Below are 15,934 nucleotides of genomic sequence, written 5' to 3'. Positions count from 1 at the left end.
CCAGTGAGGGAGCGTGCAGTGGAGATCAGCCAGGTCAAATACTTCTTGGCCGTCGCCAAGGAACTGAATTTCACGCGGGCGGCCGAGCAGTGCAATGTCACGCAGCCGGCGCTGTCGCGCGCCATCAAACTCCTGGAAGATGAATTCGGCGGGCCGCTTTTCCACCGTGAGCGCCGTTTCACTCACCTCACCGAGCTCGGCCGCATGGTTGAGACTTATCTCGAGGGCGTCTTCGAGAACTCACGCCAGGCAAAGCAGATTGCCGAGCAATATGTCACCCTGAAGAAGATGCCGCTCAAGCTCGGCATCATGAGCACCATCGCTCCGGACGAGATCATCGAGCTCATCGCGGCCGTGCGCGCGCACCACCCGGGCGTCGAGCTGCATCTTTGCGATGCGGACGCGGTAAGCCTCAGGAGAAGGCTGATCGAGGGTGAGCTCGAGGCTGCCATCTATGCGTTGCCTTCAGACGCCCCCGACGAAGAAGTGCACGCCCTGCCGCTTTTCCAGGAGCAGATGGTGATGGCTGTTCACCTGACCCATCGCCTTGCCAATCAGCGCGCGGTGCGGGTGAAGGATATGAGCAACGAAAGCTACATCCATCGCAACAATTGCGAGTTCGCCGGCTACGCGGATGCCATCCTTGCCGAACAAGGCGTCACGGTCAGCCCGGTATACTGGAGCGATCGTGACGACTGGACATTGGCGATGATCGCCGCCGGGCTCGGCTTCGGCTTCATGCCCGAGCATACCGCCAAGCATCCTGGCGTGGTGCCTCTGCCGATCACGGAGCCGGAATTCTGGCGGGAGGTCAATCTCGTCACGGTGCGCGGCCGCAGGCATTCGCCCGCGGTGGGCGCATTGGTGCGAGAGGCCACGCAGAAGAAATGGTTTGGCGAGCGGGCTAAAGCGTTGTCCGCCGCCGAATAGGGTCGCCGGGCAAGGCAGCGTGCCTTGCGTGTCCGGGCAATGCTTTTCCGCATTCAGTTCTTCTTGACGGTTGAGGTCACCGACTGGATGACTTCCGTCGCCATCTTGAACTGCGCGGTGCGGTCGGTGATGCCGTGCCGCTTGGCGATCCAGTCGAAATCGCTGTAGGCGGCGTAAACCGAGCCGTCGGCGCTCTGGTAAACCAACACTCTCACAGGCCAGTCGAGCCCGGCTTCGGGATTGGAGGTGATGAAGGTGGTGCCGAGCGCCGGATTGCCGAACATGACGAGCCGCGACGGCCTGACGTCGTTGCCCGCATTCTTGCCAAGCTGTGCCTGGTCGATGACGCCGAAGAACTTGATGCCTTTCTTGAGCACGTCCTTCTTGATGCGGGCGACGGTTTCAGCGACGGAATAGTCGCTCTTGACGGTGACGACGCCGTCCGAAGCCGCAGCCGGGAGGGCAGCAAACATCAGCATGGCTGCGCCTGCAAACAGAGCTTTGAGATGATTGGTCATGTCGGTCTCCTTGGTTGGACAACTAAGTTTTGATTTCAGGTCTCAGGCCTTCGGCGTTTGCAGCACGCGCGCGATCGCGATCGCACTGGCGAGAACCGCGACCAGCACGATCACGCATGCGGTCCAACCGACACGGTCGTAGATCTGTCCGATGAGGAAGCTGCCGGCGAGCCCGCCCGCGTAGTAGGACGCGAGATAGATGCCGCTCGCGGCGGCGCGATCGCGCGACGCGGTCCGGCTGACATGTCCCGTGGCTATCGCTTGAGCCAGGAAGGTGCCGACGGCGACCAGCGCCATTCCGGCGAGGACGACCGGAAGGCTGGGTGCGAGCAGCAGAAGCAAACCGATGATCGCCAGCCCAAGCGTCGCGCCCACCCCCATTTTCGGGCCAAGGCCTGAGGCCACGCGCCCGGCGAGCGGAGTGGTCAGCATTGATGGCAAGAAGACGAAATAGACTGCGCCAAGCGCCATGGGGGTCAGCGAAAGCGGCACCGCGACAAGCTGAAAATTCACATAGGTGAACGTGCCGATAAAGACGAACAGGATCAAAAAGCCGATCGCAAAGCAGGCACGCAGCTCGGCGTTCCGCAACGGGGCTTTCCAGGCGGCGCGGGCGAGCCCCTCTCCCGCGTCCGCGCGCATCATGGATGAGGTCTTTTGCAACGTGAACCAGACAAGGGTGGCGCCGAGCAGATTAAGCGCGGCGAAGGTCAGAAAGTTGGTGGAGATGCCGAACGTGTCGGCGACGGCCGCCGACATCAACCGGCCGAAAAAGTTGCTGGCAACATTCCCCGTCACATAGGCCGCAAGCGCGCTCGTCGTCTGCCGCGCCGAAAAATGCTCCGCCAGATAGGCCATGGTGAGCGTGAACGCAGTCGACATGCAAAGGCCTTGCACCACGCGCAGCAGTGTGAAGACCGCAATATTGTCCGTCTGCGACAGCAGCGTCGTCGGGATCGCCAGGGTGGCCAGGCTGATCCAGATGCCGTTGCGGCGGTCGATGCCGCGCCCAAAGAGAGCGACGGCAATCCCGGCCACCGCCATGCCGAAGGTGCTGGCGTTGACGGCAAAGCCCATGGTGGCGCGGCTGACGCCGAATTTCACCACCAGCGACGGCAGGATGGCTTGGGTGGCGAACAGATCGACGAGCGTCAGGAACGCAATCAGCGCGATCAGGCCGAAGCGCCAGCTATCCGCGGCCGCCATGCGAAGCCGCGTCGGTTCGGAATGCTCACTGGTCGTCATGACGGGCTCCGTTGCCACGTCCTCAGGCAATCGCCCGAGGACGGGCTGTTGGTTTCTGATGCCGGGATATCTTCACCGCAACGAGCGGCTTACATCATGTGATCGTTGTGCATCGCCGGCGGCAGGACGTCGGCGGAATAGAGGACGGCCGGGGCCTTGCCGTTGTTCTTCCACCAGTGGGCGAGCTGGCCGAACTCGGCGGTCGCGTCGCCGGCCGGATGCTCGATGCCGACCTTGCAGGTGCTGGCGTATTCAGTGATCGAGCCTTCGACGACTATAATGTTGGCAGGGCGGACATTGTGCTCATGCCACGGCACGACGCCGCCGGGCTGAACGACGAGCTTGCGAAGGCGCAGCATGTTGCCTTTCCAGGCCTCGCCCTTGCTGCTCAGATCGATTGCAGAAAGCACCGTGTCGGTCACGCCGACCGGCTTGCTTGGATGTTCCTGGACATCGGTGGTGGCGGCCTGGCCGGCAGGGCAGTCGCCGGCGAAAGCCGGGGCCGCGGAAAGTGCAACGGTCGCGGACAGCATGCCCAGCGCGAACGCAAGGTTGAGTTTCTTGGTAGCCATCTCGTATTTCTCCTTTGTCGGTGCCCAATCGCGGGAGGCGGGGCATGACGAGGAGAGTGACCGGAGCCTCCTCGAAAGAGAAATGCTGACTGGCTCTTAAATCGATACCTGAAAACTATCGTGGTTCATCATACCGGCGCAGCAGTCCGCGCCACGACAGAGACCATGGCGTCGGTTCTTTTCTTCGACTTGCTATGCAGCCGTTTTCCTAACCGATAGATCGATGCCGCTTTCCGGCCAGCTATGCGCCTTGACGCTGTTGACGAAAGTCGATGTGGCCGGCGAGAACCGGCGCCCGGCTACGACGACAAGCGATACCTCTCGCCAAACCTCCGGATCTATGACGGGCCTGATCTGCAATCCCGGGATGACGGCGCTGAATTCCGGGATGAAGCAGATGCCCAGCCCGCCGGAGACCATGTTTTGAATCCAGTCTTCGCGCTCGCTGGCGTAGGAGATCCTGAGCTTGACGCCACGTTCATTGCAAAGGCCCGCAAGATAGTCGCGATACTCGCAGTTCAGGCGCCTGAGATAGTTCTCGCCGTCGAGCTCCGAGATGGCGACATTGTCGTTTCGGGCCAGCCGGTGCCCGTTGGGAAACGCGAGCACGAACCGCTCGCGGTAGAGGGGCGTGACATCGAACCTCTCCGGAAAGCTGTTGCTCGACGCCATGATGGCGACATCGATCTCACCCGCTTCCAGCAACTGCGACAGGGATGCCGGCACCCCCTCGACAAGCTGCAGCTGGATGCCCTGCTGGCGCCGGTTGAAGTCCGTCAGCAGCCCGGTAAACCGCCGCGGACCGATCGTGCACATCACGCCAACCTTGAGATTTGCATTCTCCAGGCAAAGGAATCTCGACGCCTCCTGGCGAACGCCGGTCACCTCATCGAGGATCTGCTGAAATCTGGGGCGGAGCAAAGCGCCCAAATCGGTGAGGTGCGTCAGATTCCGCTCGCGGCGAAACAACAGTCCGCCGACCTCATCCTCGAGCTGCTGGATAGCGCGCGAGAGCGCCGGCTGGGTAACGTTGCACTTCTCGCCTGCGCGCGTGAAATTCCGGGTCTCGCAGACGGCCAGGAAATAGCGAATGTGATGTATGTCCATGCGGGTCGTCCCTCAACTGCATCTGCAGGCTCAAACCCTGCCGCAATGCATTCCATCACGCCAATGCACGGGGGGTATAAAGTCGATAGCAATCGGTCATGATGAGCTTCCGGCGAATGCCCTCGCTTTCTCAAAAGGATGATGGCGAGCAAGCTGCTCGCCATCGTGCCGCCGTCCGATGTTGCCCGAAACGGTTGTCGAGCGCTCAGTTGGCGCCGCCGAGCGCCTGGAGGTTGGCGCAGAATTCGGCGTGCGGCTTGCTCATCGCCGCATCCTGGCACTCCTTCATCATCGCGCCCTGCTTGTCCTTCGACATCGCGTCCCAGGCGGCCTTGAATTCAGCCTTGGGCTTCATCGTCTTCATGCTGGCGTCGGTGAAGAAGGGCTGCATGTTGGACGGCTCGTCGAGCGCGCCGGCGAACGCAGCGCCGCCGAGCATGGAAAGTGCAAATGCGCCGATGCAGATGGCTTTGATATTCATGGTGGGATCCTTCTCCGGAGTTGTGCAATCGCCCCTTTGACGACTGCGTTGATGACCGGCAGCATTTTGGAACTCTATTGTTCCCGCTTGCCGAGGTGGACCTTGCTTCATCCGGCGCTCAATTCGCCAATGCCATCTGCGAATGGGGTTTATGCCGGTTCTGCATTCCGGGCGTGCGCCGCTAATTGGCTCCGCCCAAAACAAGCACGTTGGCGCAGTATTGTGCGTGGGGTTTGCGTTGCACGCCTTCGTCATCTTGACCCGGTCATGCTTTGACAGAGCGAACCAGGCCTTCTTGAACCCGGCCATCGGTTTCATCGTCTTCATTGTGGAGTCTGCATAGAAGGTCGGGAATGCAGCGAGGTCGCTGAACGGGTCGGCGGACGCCGGGCTCACGCCAAGACAAACTGCAAGCACAGCCACACAGGCAAGTTGTCTTCTCATCATTCATCTCCCTTCCAGGCGCGGCTCCGGCAACGGCGCCAGCCTGATCGGGATGAAGATTGTCGCGCGCGAGGGCCGGCAGCCGATGCAATCTGCCTATGGACTTCATGCCACCTTGGCATTTCGGCTGAACAAGAAGATGCGGCAGTCTCTCTCCAATCGCCCTTGCTGGCGACCTTGGGATGGAGACCAGGCCATGCTTGCCCAGTCCGCAGTGAGCACAGTCCAATCGATGACGTCAGCGACGGATCTTATCACGTCAGTGACGGATCCTAATGTCGAGGGCCGGACGATCGACATCGTGCTGGCAAACGACGCGCATGCCGCTTTCGTCTGGGGTGTGCTCGATCGGCTACTGGACGAGCCGAACTGCAGCGTGAGCGGCGTTACCGCGTCGGGCTTTGCAGCGATGCAGGCGGCGGTCTTTGCTTATGGGCTGAGCGTCGGCGGAAGGCGCGGCGCGCGGACGGCACTCGCCAATTTCTGGCGGCGCGTCAGCCATGCCTCGATGTTCGCCATCGACAGAACGAGCCTGCTTAGATCGATGCTGGAACAGTCGATCGACCTTCAGCCTATCCGGGACGAAGACTGCCCGGTGAAGCTGCGCGTCGTGGCCGTCAACGCCCGCACAGATGCGGTGAAGATATTCTCGGACGAACAATTGTCGATAAACGCGATCGTGGCGGCAGCCGCTGTTCCGTTCCTTTCGCCGGCCATTGAGATCGATGGCGATCTCTATTGGGGCGACGGCGACATCTCGCTATTGCCGCCTGCGGCATCGATCGGGGCCTGCCATCGTGTGGTGGTCAGCGGCAAGCCGTCGATATTCATGGCGCGCTGTCCGGATCGCAGCCCCGGCGCCACCCAATGCGTGACCGGATGCGCCCCGGTTCAAAGCATCTTCGACAGCCACTATCGGGCTGGAGCTCCGCTGCTTGTGAGGCCCTGGATCGACTGGGGCGAGCTGACTGACATTCGCGACAGGGGACGGCAATGTGCCGAAGACTGGCTTGCCGCTGATCTTTCCAGCACCGACGAGCGCCCGGCCAGCGACTCCAGAACCCAATACATCTAGGCGCCTTCCTCCCGCCTAGCCGCGCCTGCTTCGCATACTCCCGAATGCAGGCGCCAGGCCCTCCGGTTCCCGGCCGGAGGGCCTTTTCGCGCCGCCCTCGGCACATCGTGGCCCGCTTATCAATTCCATGCCGAGACAGCATTTCAGCTCGGCATGGCGATCGTGGAAACTGATCTGCAGACGGGCCTCAGGGCCGGTCTTTCCGTCGAAACGCCAACCAGGAGACAAGCCTGTGATCAACACCAAGACCCTTATCGGCTCGGCCCTCGCGGCCGCCACCTCGCTCGCCGCCACGGCGGCATATAGCGGTCCCGCCGCCAAGCCCGGCTTCGCCTTCGAGAAGTGCTACGGCGTCGTCAAGGCAGGCCAGAACGACTGCCAGACTGCGACGCATTCATGCGCCGGCACTTCCACCGCCGACAACCAGCCTGACTCCTGGCTCTACGTGCCGGCCGGCAGCTGCGCGAAGATTTCCGGGGGCAGCGACAAGCCCAAGGCCTAGCCGACTTTCCACCTCGAGCAATCAGACCAGAAGGAGGAGACCGATGTCCAATATGTTTTCGCCACTCGCAATCCCCGCATCGGCGGGCATCGGTCTTCGCTCGCCCCACATCGCGGAGATGCTGACGCGGCGCCCGTCCGCGGGCTGGCTCGAGGTCCACGCCGAGAACTACATGGGCGACGGCGCGGGTGTCCAGGCGCTGGAAAGACTGCGCCAGACCTACCCGCTGTCCGTGCATGGCGTCGGTCTATCGCTGGGCAGCGCGCAAGGCCTGGATCGCGATCATCTCGAAAGGCTGCGCAAGGTCTGCGAGCGCTTTGAGCCCGATCTGGTTTCCGAGCACCTTGCCTGGAGCGTCGCCGACGGGGCCTACCTCAACGATCTCCTGCCGCTGCGCTATGACGAAGAGGCGCTGGCGATCGTTGCCCGCAACGTCGAGACGGTTCAGGACACGCTGAAGCGACGCGTGCTGATCGAGAACCTGTCGGCCTACCTGGCATTCGCGGACTCCTCGATGAACGAGGCCGAGTTCCTGGCGGCGCTCGTGGCGCGAACTGGCTGCGGCCTACTGCTCGACGTCAACAATGTCCAGGTCTCCGCGCACAACCTGCAATATGACGCCAAGGCATTCATCGACGCGCTGCCTGAAGAGGCTATCGGCGAGATCCATCTCGCCGGCCATGCGACCAACAAAGTCGGAACCGACACCGTGCTGATCGACGATCATGGCTCGCGCGTGCCGCCGGTCGTCTGGGCGCTCTACCAGCATGCCGTGGACCGGCTTGGGCCGCGCCCGACATTGATCGAGTGGGACACCGACGTTCCCGTTCTCGACGTGCTGCTGGGCGAAGCGATGTGGGCCGACATGCTGACCGCATCGCTCATGTTCAGCCGCAAGCAGGCGGTGCGGCGCGAGCAAACGGCAGAAGCCCGAGCGACGCCGATCCGCCTGCCGATCGAAGCCGAAACGACAACCAGCATGCCCGTCCTTGCGGCGTTCGCGGCTGCCAGAACCGCGAGACCATCCGTCTCCCTGGCGCTGCCTCCGCTCGAGGAGGAATACCATGCTGCCGCTTGAGCACCTGCAGACCACGATGGCGCGCTCGGTGCTGGCCAAGGATCCAACGATCGCCGCGAGATTGCTGACCGCGGGCAGCGCCGATCCGCTAGCCCGCCTGCGCATCTACCAGAACAACACCCGCAGCTCGCTGACAGCGGTGCTGATGGCGGTCTTTCCGGTCACGGTTCGCCTGGTCGACGAACGTTTCTTCCGCTACGCAGCAAGCGAGTTCATTCGACGCCATCCGCCAACGGAATCGCGGCTGGCGCGCTATGGCGCCGGCTTCCCGCGCTTCCTGAAGTCGACCGACACGCTGTCCGACATGCCGATCGTTGCCGAAACGGCGCGGCTCGAATGGGCCATCGCCGAGGTGCTCGATGCACCTTCGTCGCAGCCCCGCAGCCTCGCCGAATACGACAACACCGAGCTCGGCCCGTCGCCAGATATCGTGTTGCAGCCTTCGCTGCAGCTGATCATTTCGCACTGGTCGATCCTTTCGGTATGGACTGCGCATCAGCAGGAAGGGCCCGTCGACCAGAACAGCGCCTGGACAAGGCGCCCCGAACGCGTGGCGTTGTGGCGGTCGGGGGATAACGTGCGACTTGCTCTGCTCGATCGCGCGAGCCTCGCCTTCTGGCATTCACTGAAGCACGGTCTCGGCCTTGAGCATGCCACCGGCCGTGCGTTGGCCCTCGACCCTGCCTTCGACCTGGTTTCGGCCCTTATGCGTCTGTTCGGCGACGGTCTCGTCGCCAATGTGCGCGTCGCCGCGAATTTCCTCTCAAACACATGGAGACAGTCATGAGCGCAGCATCAGAACATTCCTCGTCCATGCCGGCCGGCCTTGTCGGCCTCTACAGGCGCGCCATCAAGCTGCCCGAACACATTCCATTTTCGCTGGTCCAACTCGCCGCGCGCGTGGCGGTGGCGCATGTCTTCTGGCAATCGGCCCAGAGCAAGCTCGCCTCGTGGCCAGTGACGCTGCAGTTGTTCGCAAACGAATACAACCTGCCGTTCATCGATCCCTCGATAGCGGCGCCATTGGCGACAACGGCCGAAATCACAGGCTCGGTGTTGATCTTTTTTGGACTGTTCTCGCGCCTGGCGGCCCTGATGCTGCTCGGCGTCGTCTCCGTCATCCAGCTCTTCGTCTATCCGGAGAACTGGGCCGAGCACCTGTTGTGGGCCTCGTTGCTGCTCCTGGTTCTGACACGCGGCGCCGGCATTTTCTCGCTCGACCATGTCGCGGAGCGAAACCTTTCGGCGTCCGGCGGATGAACATCGCGACGGGTGAGGCTATCGCTTACCCCGTGCTCGCGGACTTTGACGATAGCCATGTCTTGAAATCGGCGCGAAAGACGGACGCAGACTTTTGGCTCTCAAGAGCTTCAGCAAATTCAACGGGATAGGCTGGTGCTGCGAGAGAGGATTGAACTCTCGACCTCTCCCTTACCAAGGGAGTGCTCTACCACTGAGCTACCGCAGCCTGCGATGGCGGCGCTTCTGCCATATCGAACCGGTAAGCGCAAGGCCAAGAAAAACCCAAAGCGTCGCATGTGATTCCCGCCGGCAATTATACGGTTTGGGGCGGCATGGGCGGCTGATCCACAGGATGAACCCGACTTTCGGCCCGCTTTCATGACATGGCCGCGCGAAAATGCTAGCCATGCGGAATCGCGGCCGGCTGACCGCCGGTCAGGAATGGACGATGGACGACAAGGCAAATCCACCGAAAAAAGGCGGCGGCGAGCGCAAGGACCGGCTGGCCGAGGCGCTGCGCGCCAATTTGCAGAAGCGCAAGATGCAGGCACGTTCGCGACGGGTTGGCGACGCTGACAAGCAGCGCGCCCGCGACCGTGACAAGCAGCGCACTGGCGACGTTCACAAGCAACGCGCCGGCGACGCTGACGAACAGCGCGCTGGCGATCCCGACGATCGGCCGGAAGAGTTGCCGGCTGCAGGAAAAATGCACAAGGACTGACCAAATCAGCCATACTGGCCGGCCACAGTCGGTCCGGTTTTAGGAAAATCCTATTTCTTGAACCAAGCCGGCCAATAGTCTAAGCCGGGCACACTCAAACCGATTGAAGCGGCCTGTTCGGGCCGAGGGGACGTTTTCTCATGGATCGCATCAGAATTGTCGGCGGCAATGAGCTTGCCGGCACCATTCCGATCTCGGGCGCCAAGAACGCGGCATTGCCGCTGATGATCGCCTCACTGCTCACCGACGACACGCTGACGCTGGAAAACGTGCCGCATCTGGCCGATGTTGAGCAATTGATCCGCATCCTCGGCAATCACGGCGTCGATTATTCCGTCAACGGCCGGCGCGAAAAGCAGCAGGAAGGCTATTCGCGCACGATCAATTTTTCGGCCCGCAACATCGTCGACACCACCGCGCCTTACGAGCTGGTGTCGAAGATGCGCGCTTCCTTCTGGGTGATCGGGCCGTTGCTTGCCCGTATGGGCGAAGCCAAGGTGTCGCTGCCCGGCGGCTGCGCCATCGGCACGCGCCCGGTCGACCTGTTTCTCGAGGGCCTGCAGGTTCTTGGCGCGGAACTCGATGTCGACAATGGCTATGTCATCGCCAAGACCCGGAATGGCCGCCTCATCGGCAATCGCTACGTCTTCCCGAAGGTCTCGGTCGGCGCCACCCATGTGCTGATGATGGCGGCCTCGCTCGCCAAGGGCGAGACGGTGCTGGAGAACGCCGCCTGCGAGCCGGAAATCGTCAATCTCGCCGAATGCCTGATCGCCATGGGCGCCAAGATCCATGGCGCCGGCACCTCGACCATCACCATCCACGGCGTCGAGGCGCTGTCGGGGGCGCGCGTGCGCGTCATCCCCGACCGCATCGAGACCGGCACCTATGCCATGGCCGTCGCCATGACCGGCGGCGACGTGATGCTCGCCGGCGCTCGTCCAGACCTGTTGCAGACCGCGCTTGACGTGCTTGTCGAGACCGGGGCCGAGATCACGCCGACCAATGAGGGCATCCGCGTCAAGCGCAACGGCTTAGGCATTGCGCCGGTCGACGTGACCACCGCCCCCTTCCCTGCCTTCCCGACCGACCTGCAGGCGCAGTTCATGGGCTTGATGACCATGGCCAAGGGCAAGTCGCGCATCACCGAAACGATCTTCGAGAACCGCTTCATGCATGTGCAGGAGCTGGCACGGCTGGGCGCCCACATCACCCTTTCCGGCCAGACGGCGATCGTCGACGGCGTCGCAAGGCTGAAGGGCGCGCCCGTCATGGCGACCGACCTGCGCGCCTCGGTGTCGCTGGTGATCGCCGGCCTGGCCGCCGAAGGCGAAACCACGGTCAACCGCGTCTATCACCTCGACCGCGGCTTCGAGCGGCTGGAAGAGAAGCTCTCCGGTTGCGGCGCGGTGATCGAGCGCATTTCGGGCTGACGCTTCGCAGCATTCTTTCCCAGCGGTTGCGCCGAGCGGAAAGACCGCATAACAGAACGTTGAATTGTCAACGTTCAGGGTGCGCATTCCGCATGGCAGCTCTCAAGCTCATCGCGCTCGACGACCAGGATCTGAGCATCGTCTCGGCGCATGTCCAGGACGCCGTGATGAAGGTCTCCGACCTCGAATATCTGCCGGCGGCCAAGCGCTTCGTGCTGACCATGAACCGCTTCGTCTGGGAAGCGAAATCCGGCTTGTTCCGCCAGCACAATGAACGGCGCCAGAGCGTCTTGCATTTCGATCGCGTGCTCGGGGCCAAGACCAACGGCATTGCGCGCGATAAGCCGGCCGAGGTGCTGTCGCTGCTGGCGGTCAGCTTCATCGCCATCAGCAAGCCGGCCGGCATCGTCGAGCTGATCTTTTCGGGCGGCGGCACCATTATGCTCGACGTCGAATGTATCGAGGCCAGGCTTGCCGACATCGGCGGCTCCTGGGAAGCCACCTCGCGCCCCCTGCACAGAGGCTGAAGCGCGATGGCGATAACGCTCCGACAGCAGGACGCCGATTTCGAACAGCGTTTTTCGGCCTTCCTCACCACCAAGCGCGAGGTGTCGGCCGATGTCGAGGCCGTGGTGCGCGACATCATCGCCCGCGTGCGCGCCGAAGGCGACAAGGCGCTCGTCGATTACACGCTGAAGTTCGACAAAGCCGATCTCAACACGCTCGGCATCGCGGTATCGAAGGACGACATCGCCAAGGCCTATGAAGCGGCCGATCCGGCGACCGTCGAGGCGCTCAAATTCGCGCGCGACCGCATCCGCTCGCATCACGAGCGACAGAAGCCGAGGGACGATCGCTATACGGATGCCGCGGGCGTCGAGCTCGGCTCGCGCTGGACGGCGATCGAAGCCGTCGGCCTTTACGTGCCGGGCGGCACGGCGAGCTATCCAAGCTCGGTGCTGATGAACGCGGTGCCGGCCAGGGTCGCCGGCGTCGAGCGCATCGTCATTGTCGTGCCGGCCTCGGGCGGCGTCATCAATCCGCTGGTGCTGGTGGCAGCCGACCTTGCCGGCGTTTCGGAGATCTACCGCGTCGGCGGCGCGCAGGCCGTTGCAGCGCTTGCCTATGGGACCGAGACGATCAGGCCGGTCGCCAAGATCGTCGGTCCGGGCAACGCCTATGTCGCGGCGGCCAAGCGGCAGGTGTTCGGCACGGTCGGCATCGACATGATCGCCGGGCCGTCGGAAGTGCTGGTGGTGGCCGATGCCGACAACGATCCGGACTGGATCGCGGCCGACCTTTTGGCGCAAGCCGAGCATGATGTTTCGGCCCAGTCGATCCTGATCACCGACGAACCGGAATTCGGCAAGGCGGTCGTGCAGGCGGTCGAGCGCCAGCTCAAGGTGCTGCCGCGCGGCGAGACGGCCGGGGCCAGCTGGCGCGATTTCGGCGCGGTGATCCTGGTGCCGACGCTCGACGCCTCGCTGCCGCTGGTCGACAGGATCGCGGCCGAGCATGTCGAGCTCGCCTTCGACGACGCCGAGGCATTCCTTTCCAGGATGCGCAACGCGGGCGCCGTGTTTATCGGCCGCCATACGCCGGAAGTCATCGGCGATTATGTCGGCGGCTCCAACCACGTCTTGCCGACGGCGCGGTCGGCGCGTTTCTCGTCGGGTCTGTCCGTGCTCGATTTCGTCAAGCGCAGCTCGATCCTGAAGCTCGGCCCGGAGCAGCTCAAGGCGCTGGCGCCCGCCGCGATCGCGCTCGCCAAGGCCGAAGGGCTCGATGCCCATGTCCGCTCCGTCGCGATCAGGTTGAACATGTAACGATGTCCGGCCGCGACCAGACCCGCGACAGGCTGATCGACGTCGAGCTCGACGAATCGATCGGACGTTCGACGCCCGACGTCGAGCACGAGCGGGCCGTGGCGATCTTCGACCTCATCGAGGAGAACCGTTTTCGGCCGGTCAATGATGACGGCGCGGGTCCTTACAAGCTTAAGCTTTCACTGGCCGAGTCCCGCCTGGTTTTCGGCGTCAGCCGCGAGAACGGCGCCGAGGTGGTCACCCACATCCTGTCGCTGACGCCGCTGAGGCGCATCGTCAAGGACTACTACCTGATCTGCGAAAGCTACTACGAAGCCATCCGGTCCTCGACGCCGAGCCATATCGAGGCGATCGACATGGGCCGGCGCGGCCTGCACAATGAAGGCTCGCAGACGCTGATGGACCGGCTTGCCGGCAAGATCGAGATCGACTTCGACACGGCGCGCCGGCTGTTCACGCTGGTCTGCGTGCTGCACTGGCGGGGTTAGATCAGGATGATGTTTCGTTGAAACACCATCCTGATCCAGTTCTTTGTTGGAGCATGGTCTTTTCCAAAAACCGGTTCCCACTTTTTGGGATCATGCTCTAGTGGCCGCCCTGCCCCATTCGATCCTGTTCCTATGCGGCATGAACGCCGTGCGCTCGCCGATCGCGGAACAAATGGCGCGCCGCATGCTTCCCGCCACCACCTTCGTCGCTTCGGCCGGTGTGCGCGCCGGCGAGCGCGACCCGTTCGTCGATGCGGTGCTCGCCGAAGAAGGCCTGTCGCTTGGCGAGCGCCAACCCAGGACGCTGGCGGATATGGAGGACGATTATTTCGACCTGATCGTGACGCTGGCGCCGGAGGCGCATCATGCGGCGCTCGAGCTGACGCGCTCGCTGGCCGTCGAGGTCGAATACTGGCCGATGCCCGACCCCACCGACACAGGCGGCACGCGAGAGCACATCATGGCCGCCTATCGCGATGTGCGCGAGCGGCTGAAAGCGCGCATAAGCCGACGTTTTCTGCTTCCCGAGGCAAAAAACGCGGCCGATTAAGCATGTTCACAAGCGGGCGATTATCATATAGGTTCCGCCGCAAATTCCGGCCGGAGTCGGATGATTTCCGGTCGGTTCGGCCGGAAATCATCCGACTCCGGATCAAAGAACTAGAGCACGATGTTGCCCGAAAACCGCTTGACACTTTTCGGCATCATGCTCTAGGCGCCGGAACCGCCATCCAAGCAAAGGTATCGAATGCCGAAGGAAGAAGTCCTCGAGTTTCCAGGTGTGGTCACCGAACTGCTGCCCAATGCGATGTTCCGGGTGAAGCTCGAAAACGAACACGAAATCATCGCCCACACGGCCGGCCGCATGCGCAAGAACCGCATTCGCGTGCTGACCGGCGACAAGGTCCTGGTCGAGATGACGCCCTACGACCTGACCAAGGGCCGCATCACCTATCGCTTCAAGTAATCATCTAGCGCGGACCCAGAGCCGGATGATTTCAGGTCTGTTCGACCCGAAATCATCCGGCTCCAAATCAGGGAGTGGAGCATGATGTCGTCCGAAAACCGCTTCACACTTTTCGGCATCATGCCCCCATGAGCATTCTGCAGAAGCTGGTGCTTGCCTCTGGTTCGCCGCGCCGCATCGAACTCTTGCAGCAGGCCGGCATCGAGCCCGACCGGGTGCTGCCCGCCGATGTTGACGAGACGCCGCTGCGCGCCGAGCATCCGCGCTCGCTGGCCAAGCGCCTTTGCAAGGACAAGGCCGAGAAGGCGCTGGCCTCGCTGAAGAGCGAGGAGGACTATGCGCCAGCCTTCATCCTCGCCGCCGACACGGTGGTGGCGGTCGGACGGCGCATCCTGCCCAAGGCCGAGACGATCGACGACGCCGTCAATTGCCTCGGCCTGCTTTCCGGCCGCTCGCACCGGGTCTATTCCGGCATCTGCCTGATCACGCCCGGCGGCAAGCTGCGCCAGCGGCTGGTTGAGACAAGGGTGCGCTTCAAGCGGCTGCCGCGCGAGGAGATCGACGCCTATGTCGCGTCGGGCGAGTGGCGGGGCAAGGCCGGCGGCTACGCCGTGCAGGGCCTGGCCGGCTCCTTCGTCGTCAAGCTGGTCGGCTCCTACACCAACGTGGTCGGCCTGCCGCTCTACGAGAGCGTGGCGCTGCTTTCCGGCGAAGGCTTCAAGGCGCACCAGCACTGGCACGCCGCGCGCTCATGAGCATAGTCCACACATGAGCTCGGGCGACAAGGTAACGCCGCTGAGGCCGAAACGGCCCTGCCCCGAATGCGGCAAACCGTCGGTGCGCGAGCATTATCCGTTCTGCTCGGCGCGCTGCAAGGACATCGACCTCAACCGCTGGCTGAAGGGCGCCTATGTCATTCCCGGCCGCGACGGCGAAGAGGAAGAAGACGACAGCCCGACGCCCAAGGACGAGCCGTAAGCGCAGCCGGCGACCGGTTGTTTTCCAGCGATTTTTCTTTCCTGACGAAATCAACACCTAGGCGCTGGACAGGCAAGATTCCCGTGCTATAACCCACGCGCTTTCAAGGGGCGCCGCCTGGCGCCTTCGTGAAACCCGGCGGGCGCATCCCGTTAGCCGGCACAGGCCCAGATAGCTCAGTTGGTAGAGCAGCGGACTGAAAATCCGCGTGTCGGTGGTTCGAATCCGCCTCTGGGCACCATTCCCTCTTGGTCCGTTCCGGACACATAGGTTACGGTTTATACCGGAGACATGGGTAACACTTTTGGCCCGAAGGGGTTGTGGAGT

20 protein-coding genes and 2 tRNA genes are annotated in these 15,934 nt (G+C 62.9%); 16 read left to right on the top strand and 6 right to left on the bottom strand.

The window, feature by feature from the left end; genetic code table 11:
• The first annotated feature begins 18 nt into the window (after nucleotides 1-18).
• The gene (locus LB523_RS27670; RefSeq protein ID WP_224608992.1) at nucleotides 19-930 is read left to right on the top strand and encodes a LysR family transcriptional regulator; all 912 of its coding nucleotides are present in this window, start codon (nucleotides 19-21) and stop codon (nucleotides 928-930) included.
• A 53-nt stretch (nucleotides 931-983) separates the two neighbouring features.
• Here the strand turns inward: LB523_RS27670 and LB523_RS27665 are convergent, their stop codons facing one another.
• The 5 genes from LB523_RS27665 to LB523_RS27645 all read right to left on the bottom strand — a co-directional run bounded on the left by LB523_RS27665 (nucleotide 984) and on the right by LB523_RS27645 (nucleotide 4,853).
• Nucleotides 984-1,448 carry a DUF302 domain-containing protein gene (locus LB523_RS27665; RefSeq protein ID WP_411966504.1) on the bottom strand — a complete coding sequence of 155 codons (465 nt, stop codon included), beginning with the start codon at nucleotides 1,446-1,448 and terminating at the stop codon, nucleotides 984-986.
• Nucleotides 1,449-1,490: 42 nt separating this feature from the next.
• Entirely contained in the window at nucleotides 1,491-2,693 is a 1,203-nt protein-coding gene (locus LB523_RS27660; protein ID WP_224608989.1) for an MFS transporter, read from the bottom strand.
• A gap of 89 nt (nucleotides 2,694-2,782) precedes the next feature.
• Nucleotides 2,783-3,265: a cupin domain-containing protein gene (locus tag LB523_RS27655; protein WP_224608986.1), complete on the bottom strand. Its 483-nt coding sequence runs from the start codon at nucleotides 3,263-3,265 to the stop codon at nucleotides 2,783-2,785.
• 192 nt (nucleotides 3,266-3,457) lie between these two features.
• Nucleotides 3,458-4,372 carry a LysR family transcriptional regulator gene (locus tag LB523_RS27650; RefSeq protein ID WP_224549148.1) on the bottom strand — a complete coding sequence of 305 codons (915 nt, stop codon included), beginning with the start codon at nucleotides 4,370-4,372 and terminating at the stop codon, nucleotides 3,458-3,460.
• A 205-nt stretch (nucleotides 4,373-4,577) separates the two neighbouring features.
• The gene (locus LB523_RS27645; protein WP_224523767.1) at nucleotides 4,578-4,853 is read right to left on the bottom strand and encodes a hypothetical protein; all 276 of its coding nucleotides are present in this window, start codon (nucleotides 4,851-4,853) and stop codon (nucleotides 4,578-4,580) included.
• 496 nt (nucleotides 4,854-5,349) lie between these two features.
• Between LB523_RS27645 and LB523_RS27640 the strand changes: the two genes are divergently transcribed.
• From LB523_RS27640 to LB523_RS27620, 5 genes are all read left to right on the top strand, one after another.
• On the top strand, nucleotides 5,350-6,372 hold the full coding sequence (locus LB523_RS27640) for a patatin-like phospholipase family protein (RefSeq protein ID WP_224608983.1): 1,023 nt from the start codon (nucleotides 5,350-5,352) through the stop codon (nucleotides 6,370-6,372).
• A gap of 232 nt (nucleotides 6,373-6,604) precedes the next feature.
• Entirely contained in the window at nucleotides 6,605-6,874 is a 270-nt protein-coding gene (locus LB523_RS27635) for a DUF2282 domain-containing protein (protein WP_140700495.1), read from the top strand.
• A gap of 43 nt (nucleotides 6,875-6,917) precedes the next feature.
• Entirely contained in the window at nucleotides 6,918-7,952 is a 1,035-nt protein-coding gene (locus tag LB523_RS27630) for a DUF692 domain-containing protein (protein ID WP_224608980.1), read from the top strand.
• Nucleotides 7,939-8,739: a DNA-binding domain-containing protein gene (locus LB523_RS27625; RefSeq protein ID WP_224608977.1), complete on the top strand. Its 801-nt coding sequence runs from the start codon at nucleotides 7,939-7,941 to the stop codon at nucleotides 8,737-8,739. Before LB523_RS27630 ends, LB523_RS27625 begins: the two co-directional genes overlap by 14 nt.
• Nucleotides 8,736-9,212, top strand: coding sequence for a DoxX family protein (locus LB523_RS27620; RefSeq protein ID WP_411966414.1), 477 nt, complete (start codon nucleotides 8,736-8,738; stop codon nucleotides 9,210-9,212). Before LB523_RS27625 ends, LB523_RS27620 begins: the two co-directional genes overlap by 4 nt.
• A gap of 133 nt (nucleotides 9,213-9,345) precedes the next feature.
• Here LB523_RS27620 and LB523_RS27615 read toward each other — a convergent pair.
• A tRNA-Thr gene (locus LB523_RS27615) sits at nucleotides 9,346-9,420 on the bottom strand.
• Between the two features lie 222 nt (nucleotides 9,421-9,642).
• Between LB523_RS27615 and LB523_RS27610 the strand changes: the two genes are divergently transcribed.
• The 10 genes from LB523_RS27610 to LB523_RS27565 all read left to right on the top strand — a co-directional run bounded on the left by LB523_RS27610 (nucleotide 9,643) and on the right by LB523_RS27565 (nucleotide 15,848).
• Entirely contained in the window at nucleotides 9,643-9,915 is a 273-nt protein-coding gene (locus LB523_RS27610) for a hypothetical protein (RefSeq protein WP_224523940.1), read from the top strand.
• A gap of 140 nt (nucleotides 9,916-10,055) precedes the next feature.
• Nucleotides 10,056-11,348: a UDP-N-acetylglucosamine 1-carboxyvinyltransferase gene (murA, locus tag LB523_RS27605; RefSeq protein ID WP_140847171.1), complete on the top strand. Its 1,293-nt coding sequence runs from the start codon at nucleotides 10,056-10,058 to the stop codon at nucleotides 11,346-11,348.
• Nucleotides 11,349-11,440: 92 nt separating this feature from the next.
• On the top strand, nucleotides 11,441-11,875 hold the full coding sequence (locus LB523_RS27600; RefSeq protein ID WP_095765704.1) for a DUF2948 family protein: 435 nt from the start codon (nucleotides 11,441-11,443) through the stop codon (nucleotides 11,873-11,875).
• 6 nt (nucleotides 11,876-11,881) lie between these two features.
• Nucleotides 11,882-13,174 carry a histidinol dehydrogenase gene (gene hisD / locus LB523_RS27595; protein ID WP_224608974.1) on the top strand — a complete coding sequence of 431 codons (1,293 nt, stop codon included), beginning with the start codon at nucleotides 11,882-11,884 and terminating at the stop codon, nucleotides 13,172-13,174.
• Nucleotides 13,175-13,176: 2 nt separating this feature from the next.
• Nucleotides 13,177-13,662 carry a UPF0262 family protein gene (locus LB523_RS27590; RefSeq protein WP_095765706.1) on the top strand — a complete coding sequence of 162 codons (486 nt, stop codon included), beginning with the start codon at nucleotides 13,177-13,179 and terminating at the stop codon, nucleotides 13,660-13,662.
• A gap of 100 nt (nucleotides 13,663-13,762) precedes the next feature.
• A complete protein-coding gene (locus tag LB523_RS27585; protein WP_224608971.1) occupies nucleotides 13,763-14,212 on the top strand; it encodes a low molecular weight phosphatase family protein in 450 nt (149 codons plus the stop codon).
• Between the two features lie 198 nt (nucleotides 14,213-14,410).
• Nucleotides 14,411-14,629 (top strand): translation initiation factor IF-1, encoded by a 219-nt coding sequence (gene infA, locus LB523_RS27580; protein WP_006200926.1) that lies wholly within the window; start codon nucleotides 14,411-14,413, stop codon nucleotides 14,627-14,629.
• A 128-nt stretch (nucleotides 14,630-14,757) separates the two neighbouring features.
• Complete coding sequence (locus tag LB523_RS27575; RefSeq protein ID WP_095765708.1) at nucleotides 14,758-15,384, top strand: Maf-like protein; 627 nt, start codon at nucleotides 14,758-14,760, stop codon at nucleotides 15,382-15,384.
• 13 nt (nucleotides 15,385-15,397) lie between these two features.
• Nucleotides 15,398-15,607 (top strand): DNA gyrase inhibitor YacG, encoded by a 210-nt coding sequence (gene yacG / locus LB523_RS27570; RefSeq protein ID WP_140847161.1) that lies wholly within the window; start codon nucleotides 15,398-15,400, stop codon nucleotides 15,605-15,607.
• A 165-nt stretch (nucleotides 15,608-15,772) separates the two neighbouring features.
• A tRNA-Phe gene (locus LB523_RS27565) sits at nucleotides 15,773-15,848 on the top strand.
• The last annotated feature ends 86 nt before the right edge of the window (nucleotides 15,849-15,934 follow it).

Source organism: Mesorhizobium sp. ESP-6-4, from assembly GCF_020164735.1.
In the GTDB taxonomy this organism is placed as follows: Bacteria; Pseudomonadota; Alphaproteobacteria; order Rhizobiales; family Rhizobiaceae; genus Mesorhizobium.
Note: the sequence above shows the minus strand (reverse complement) of the source record. Positions and strands in the feature narration are given on the sequence as shown.

Excerpts from the sequence above, each read along its gene's own strand:
- LB523_RS27610 (WP_224523940.1), top strand. The coding sequence starts at position 9,643 with ATGGACGACAAGGCAAATCCACCGAAAAAAGGCGGCGGCGAGCGCAAG.
- LB523_RS27590 (WP_095765706.1), top strand. The coding sequence starts at position 13,177 with ATGTCCGGCCGCGACCAGACCCGCGACAGGCTGATCGACGTCGAGCTC.
- LB523_RS27665 (WP_411966504.1), bottom strand. The coding sequence starts at position 1,448 with ATGACCAATCATCTCAAAGCTCTGTTTGCAGGCGCAGCCATGCTGATG.
- hisD (WP_224608974.1), top strand. The coding sequence starts at position 11,882 with ATGGCGATAACGCTCCGACAGCAGGACGCCGATTTCGAACAGCGTTTT.
- yacG (WP_140847161.1), top strand. The coding sequence starts at position 15,398 with ATGAGCTCGGGCGACAAGGTAACGCCGCTGAGGCCGAAACGGCCCTGC.
- LB523_RS27640 (WP_224608983.1), top strand. The coding sequence starts at position 5,350 with ATGAAGATTGTCGCGCGCGAGGGCCGGCAGCCGATGCAATCTGCCTAT.
- LB523_RS27655 (WP_224608986.1), bottom strand. The coding sequence starts at position 3,265 with ATGGCTACCAAGAAACTCAACCTTGCGTTCGCGCTGGGCATGCTGTCC.
- infA (WP_006200926.1), top strand. The coding sequence starts at position 14,411 with ATGCCGAAGGAAGAAGTCCTCGAGTTTCCAGGTGTGGTCACCGAACTG.
- LB523_RS27575 (WP_095765708.1), top strand. The coding sequence starts at position 14,758 with ATGAGCATTCTGCAGAAGCTGGTGCTTGCCTCTGGTTCGCCGCGCCGC.
- LB523_RS27600 (WP_095765704.1), top strand. The coding sequence starts at position 11,441 with ATGGCAGCTCTCAAGCTCATCGCGCTCGACGACCAGGATCTGAGCATC.
- murA (WP_140847171.1), top strand. The coding sequence starts at position 10,056 with ATGGATCGCATCAGAATTGTCGGCGGCAATGAGCTTGCCGGCACCATT.
- LB523_RS27660 (WP_224608989.1), bottom strand. The coding sequence starts at position 2,693 with ATGACGACCAGTGAGCATTCCGAACCGACGCGGCTTCGCATGGCGGCC.
- LB523_RS27630 (WP_224608980.1), top strand. The coding sequence starts at position 6,918 with ATGTCCAATATGTTTTCGCCACTCGCAATCCCCGCATCGGCGGGCATC.
- LB523_RS27625 (WP_224608977.1), top strand. The coding sequence starts at position 7,939 with ATGCTGCCGCTTGAGCACCTGCAGACCACGATGGCGCGCTCGGTGCTG.
- LB523_RS27620 (WP_411966414.1), top strand. The coding sequence starts at position 8,736 with ATGAGCGCAGCATCAGAACATTCCTCGTCCATGCCGGCCGGCCTTGTC.
- LB523_RS27645 (WP_224523767.1), bottom strand. The coding sequence starts at position 4,853 with ATGAATATCAAAGCCATCTGCATCGGCGCATTTGCACTTTCCATGCTC.
- LB523_RS27650 (WP_224549148.1), bottom strand. The coding sequence starts at position 4,372 with ATGGACATACATCACATTCGCTATTTCCTGGCCGTCTGCGAGACCCGG.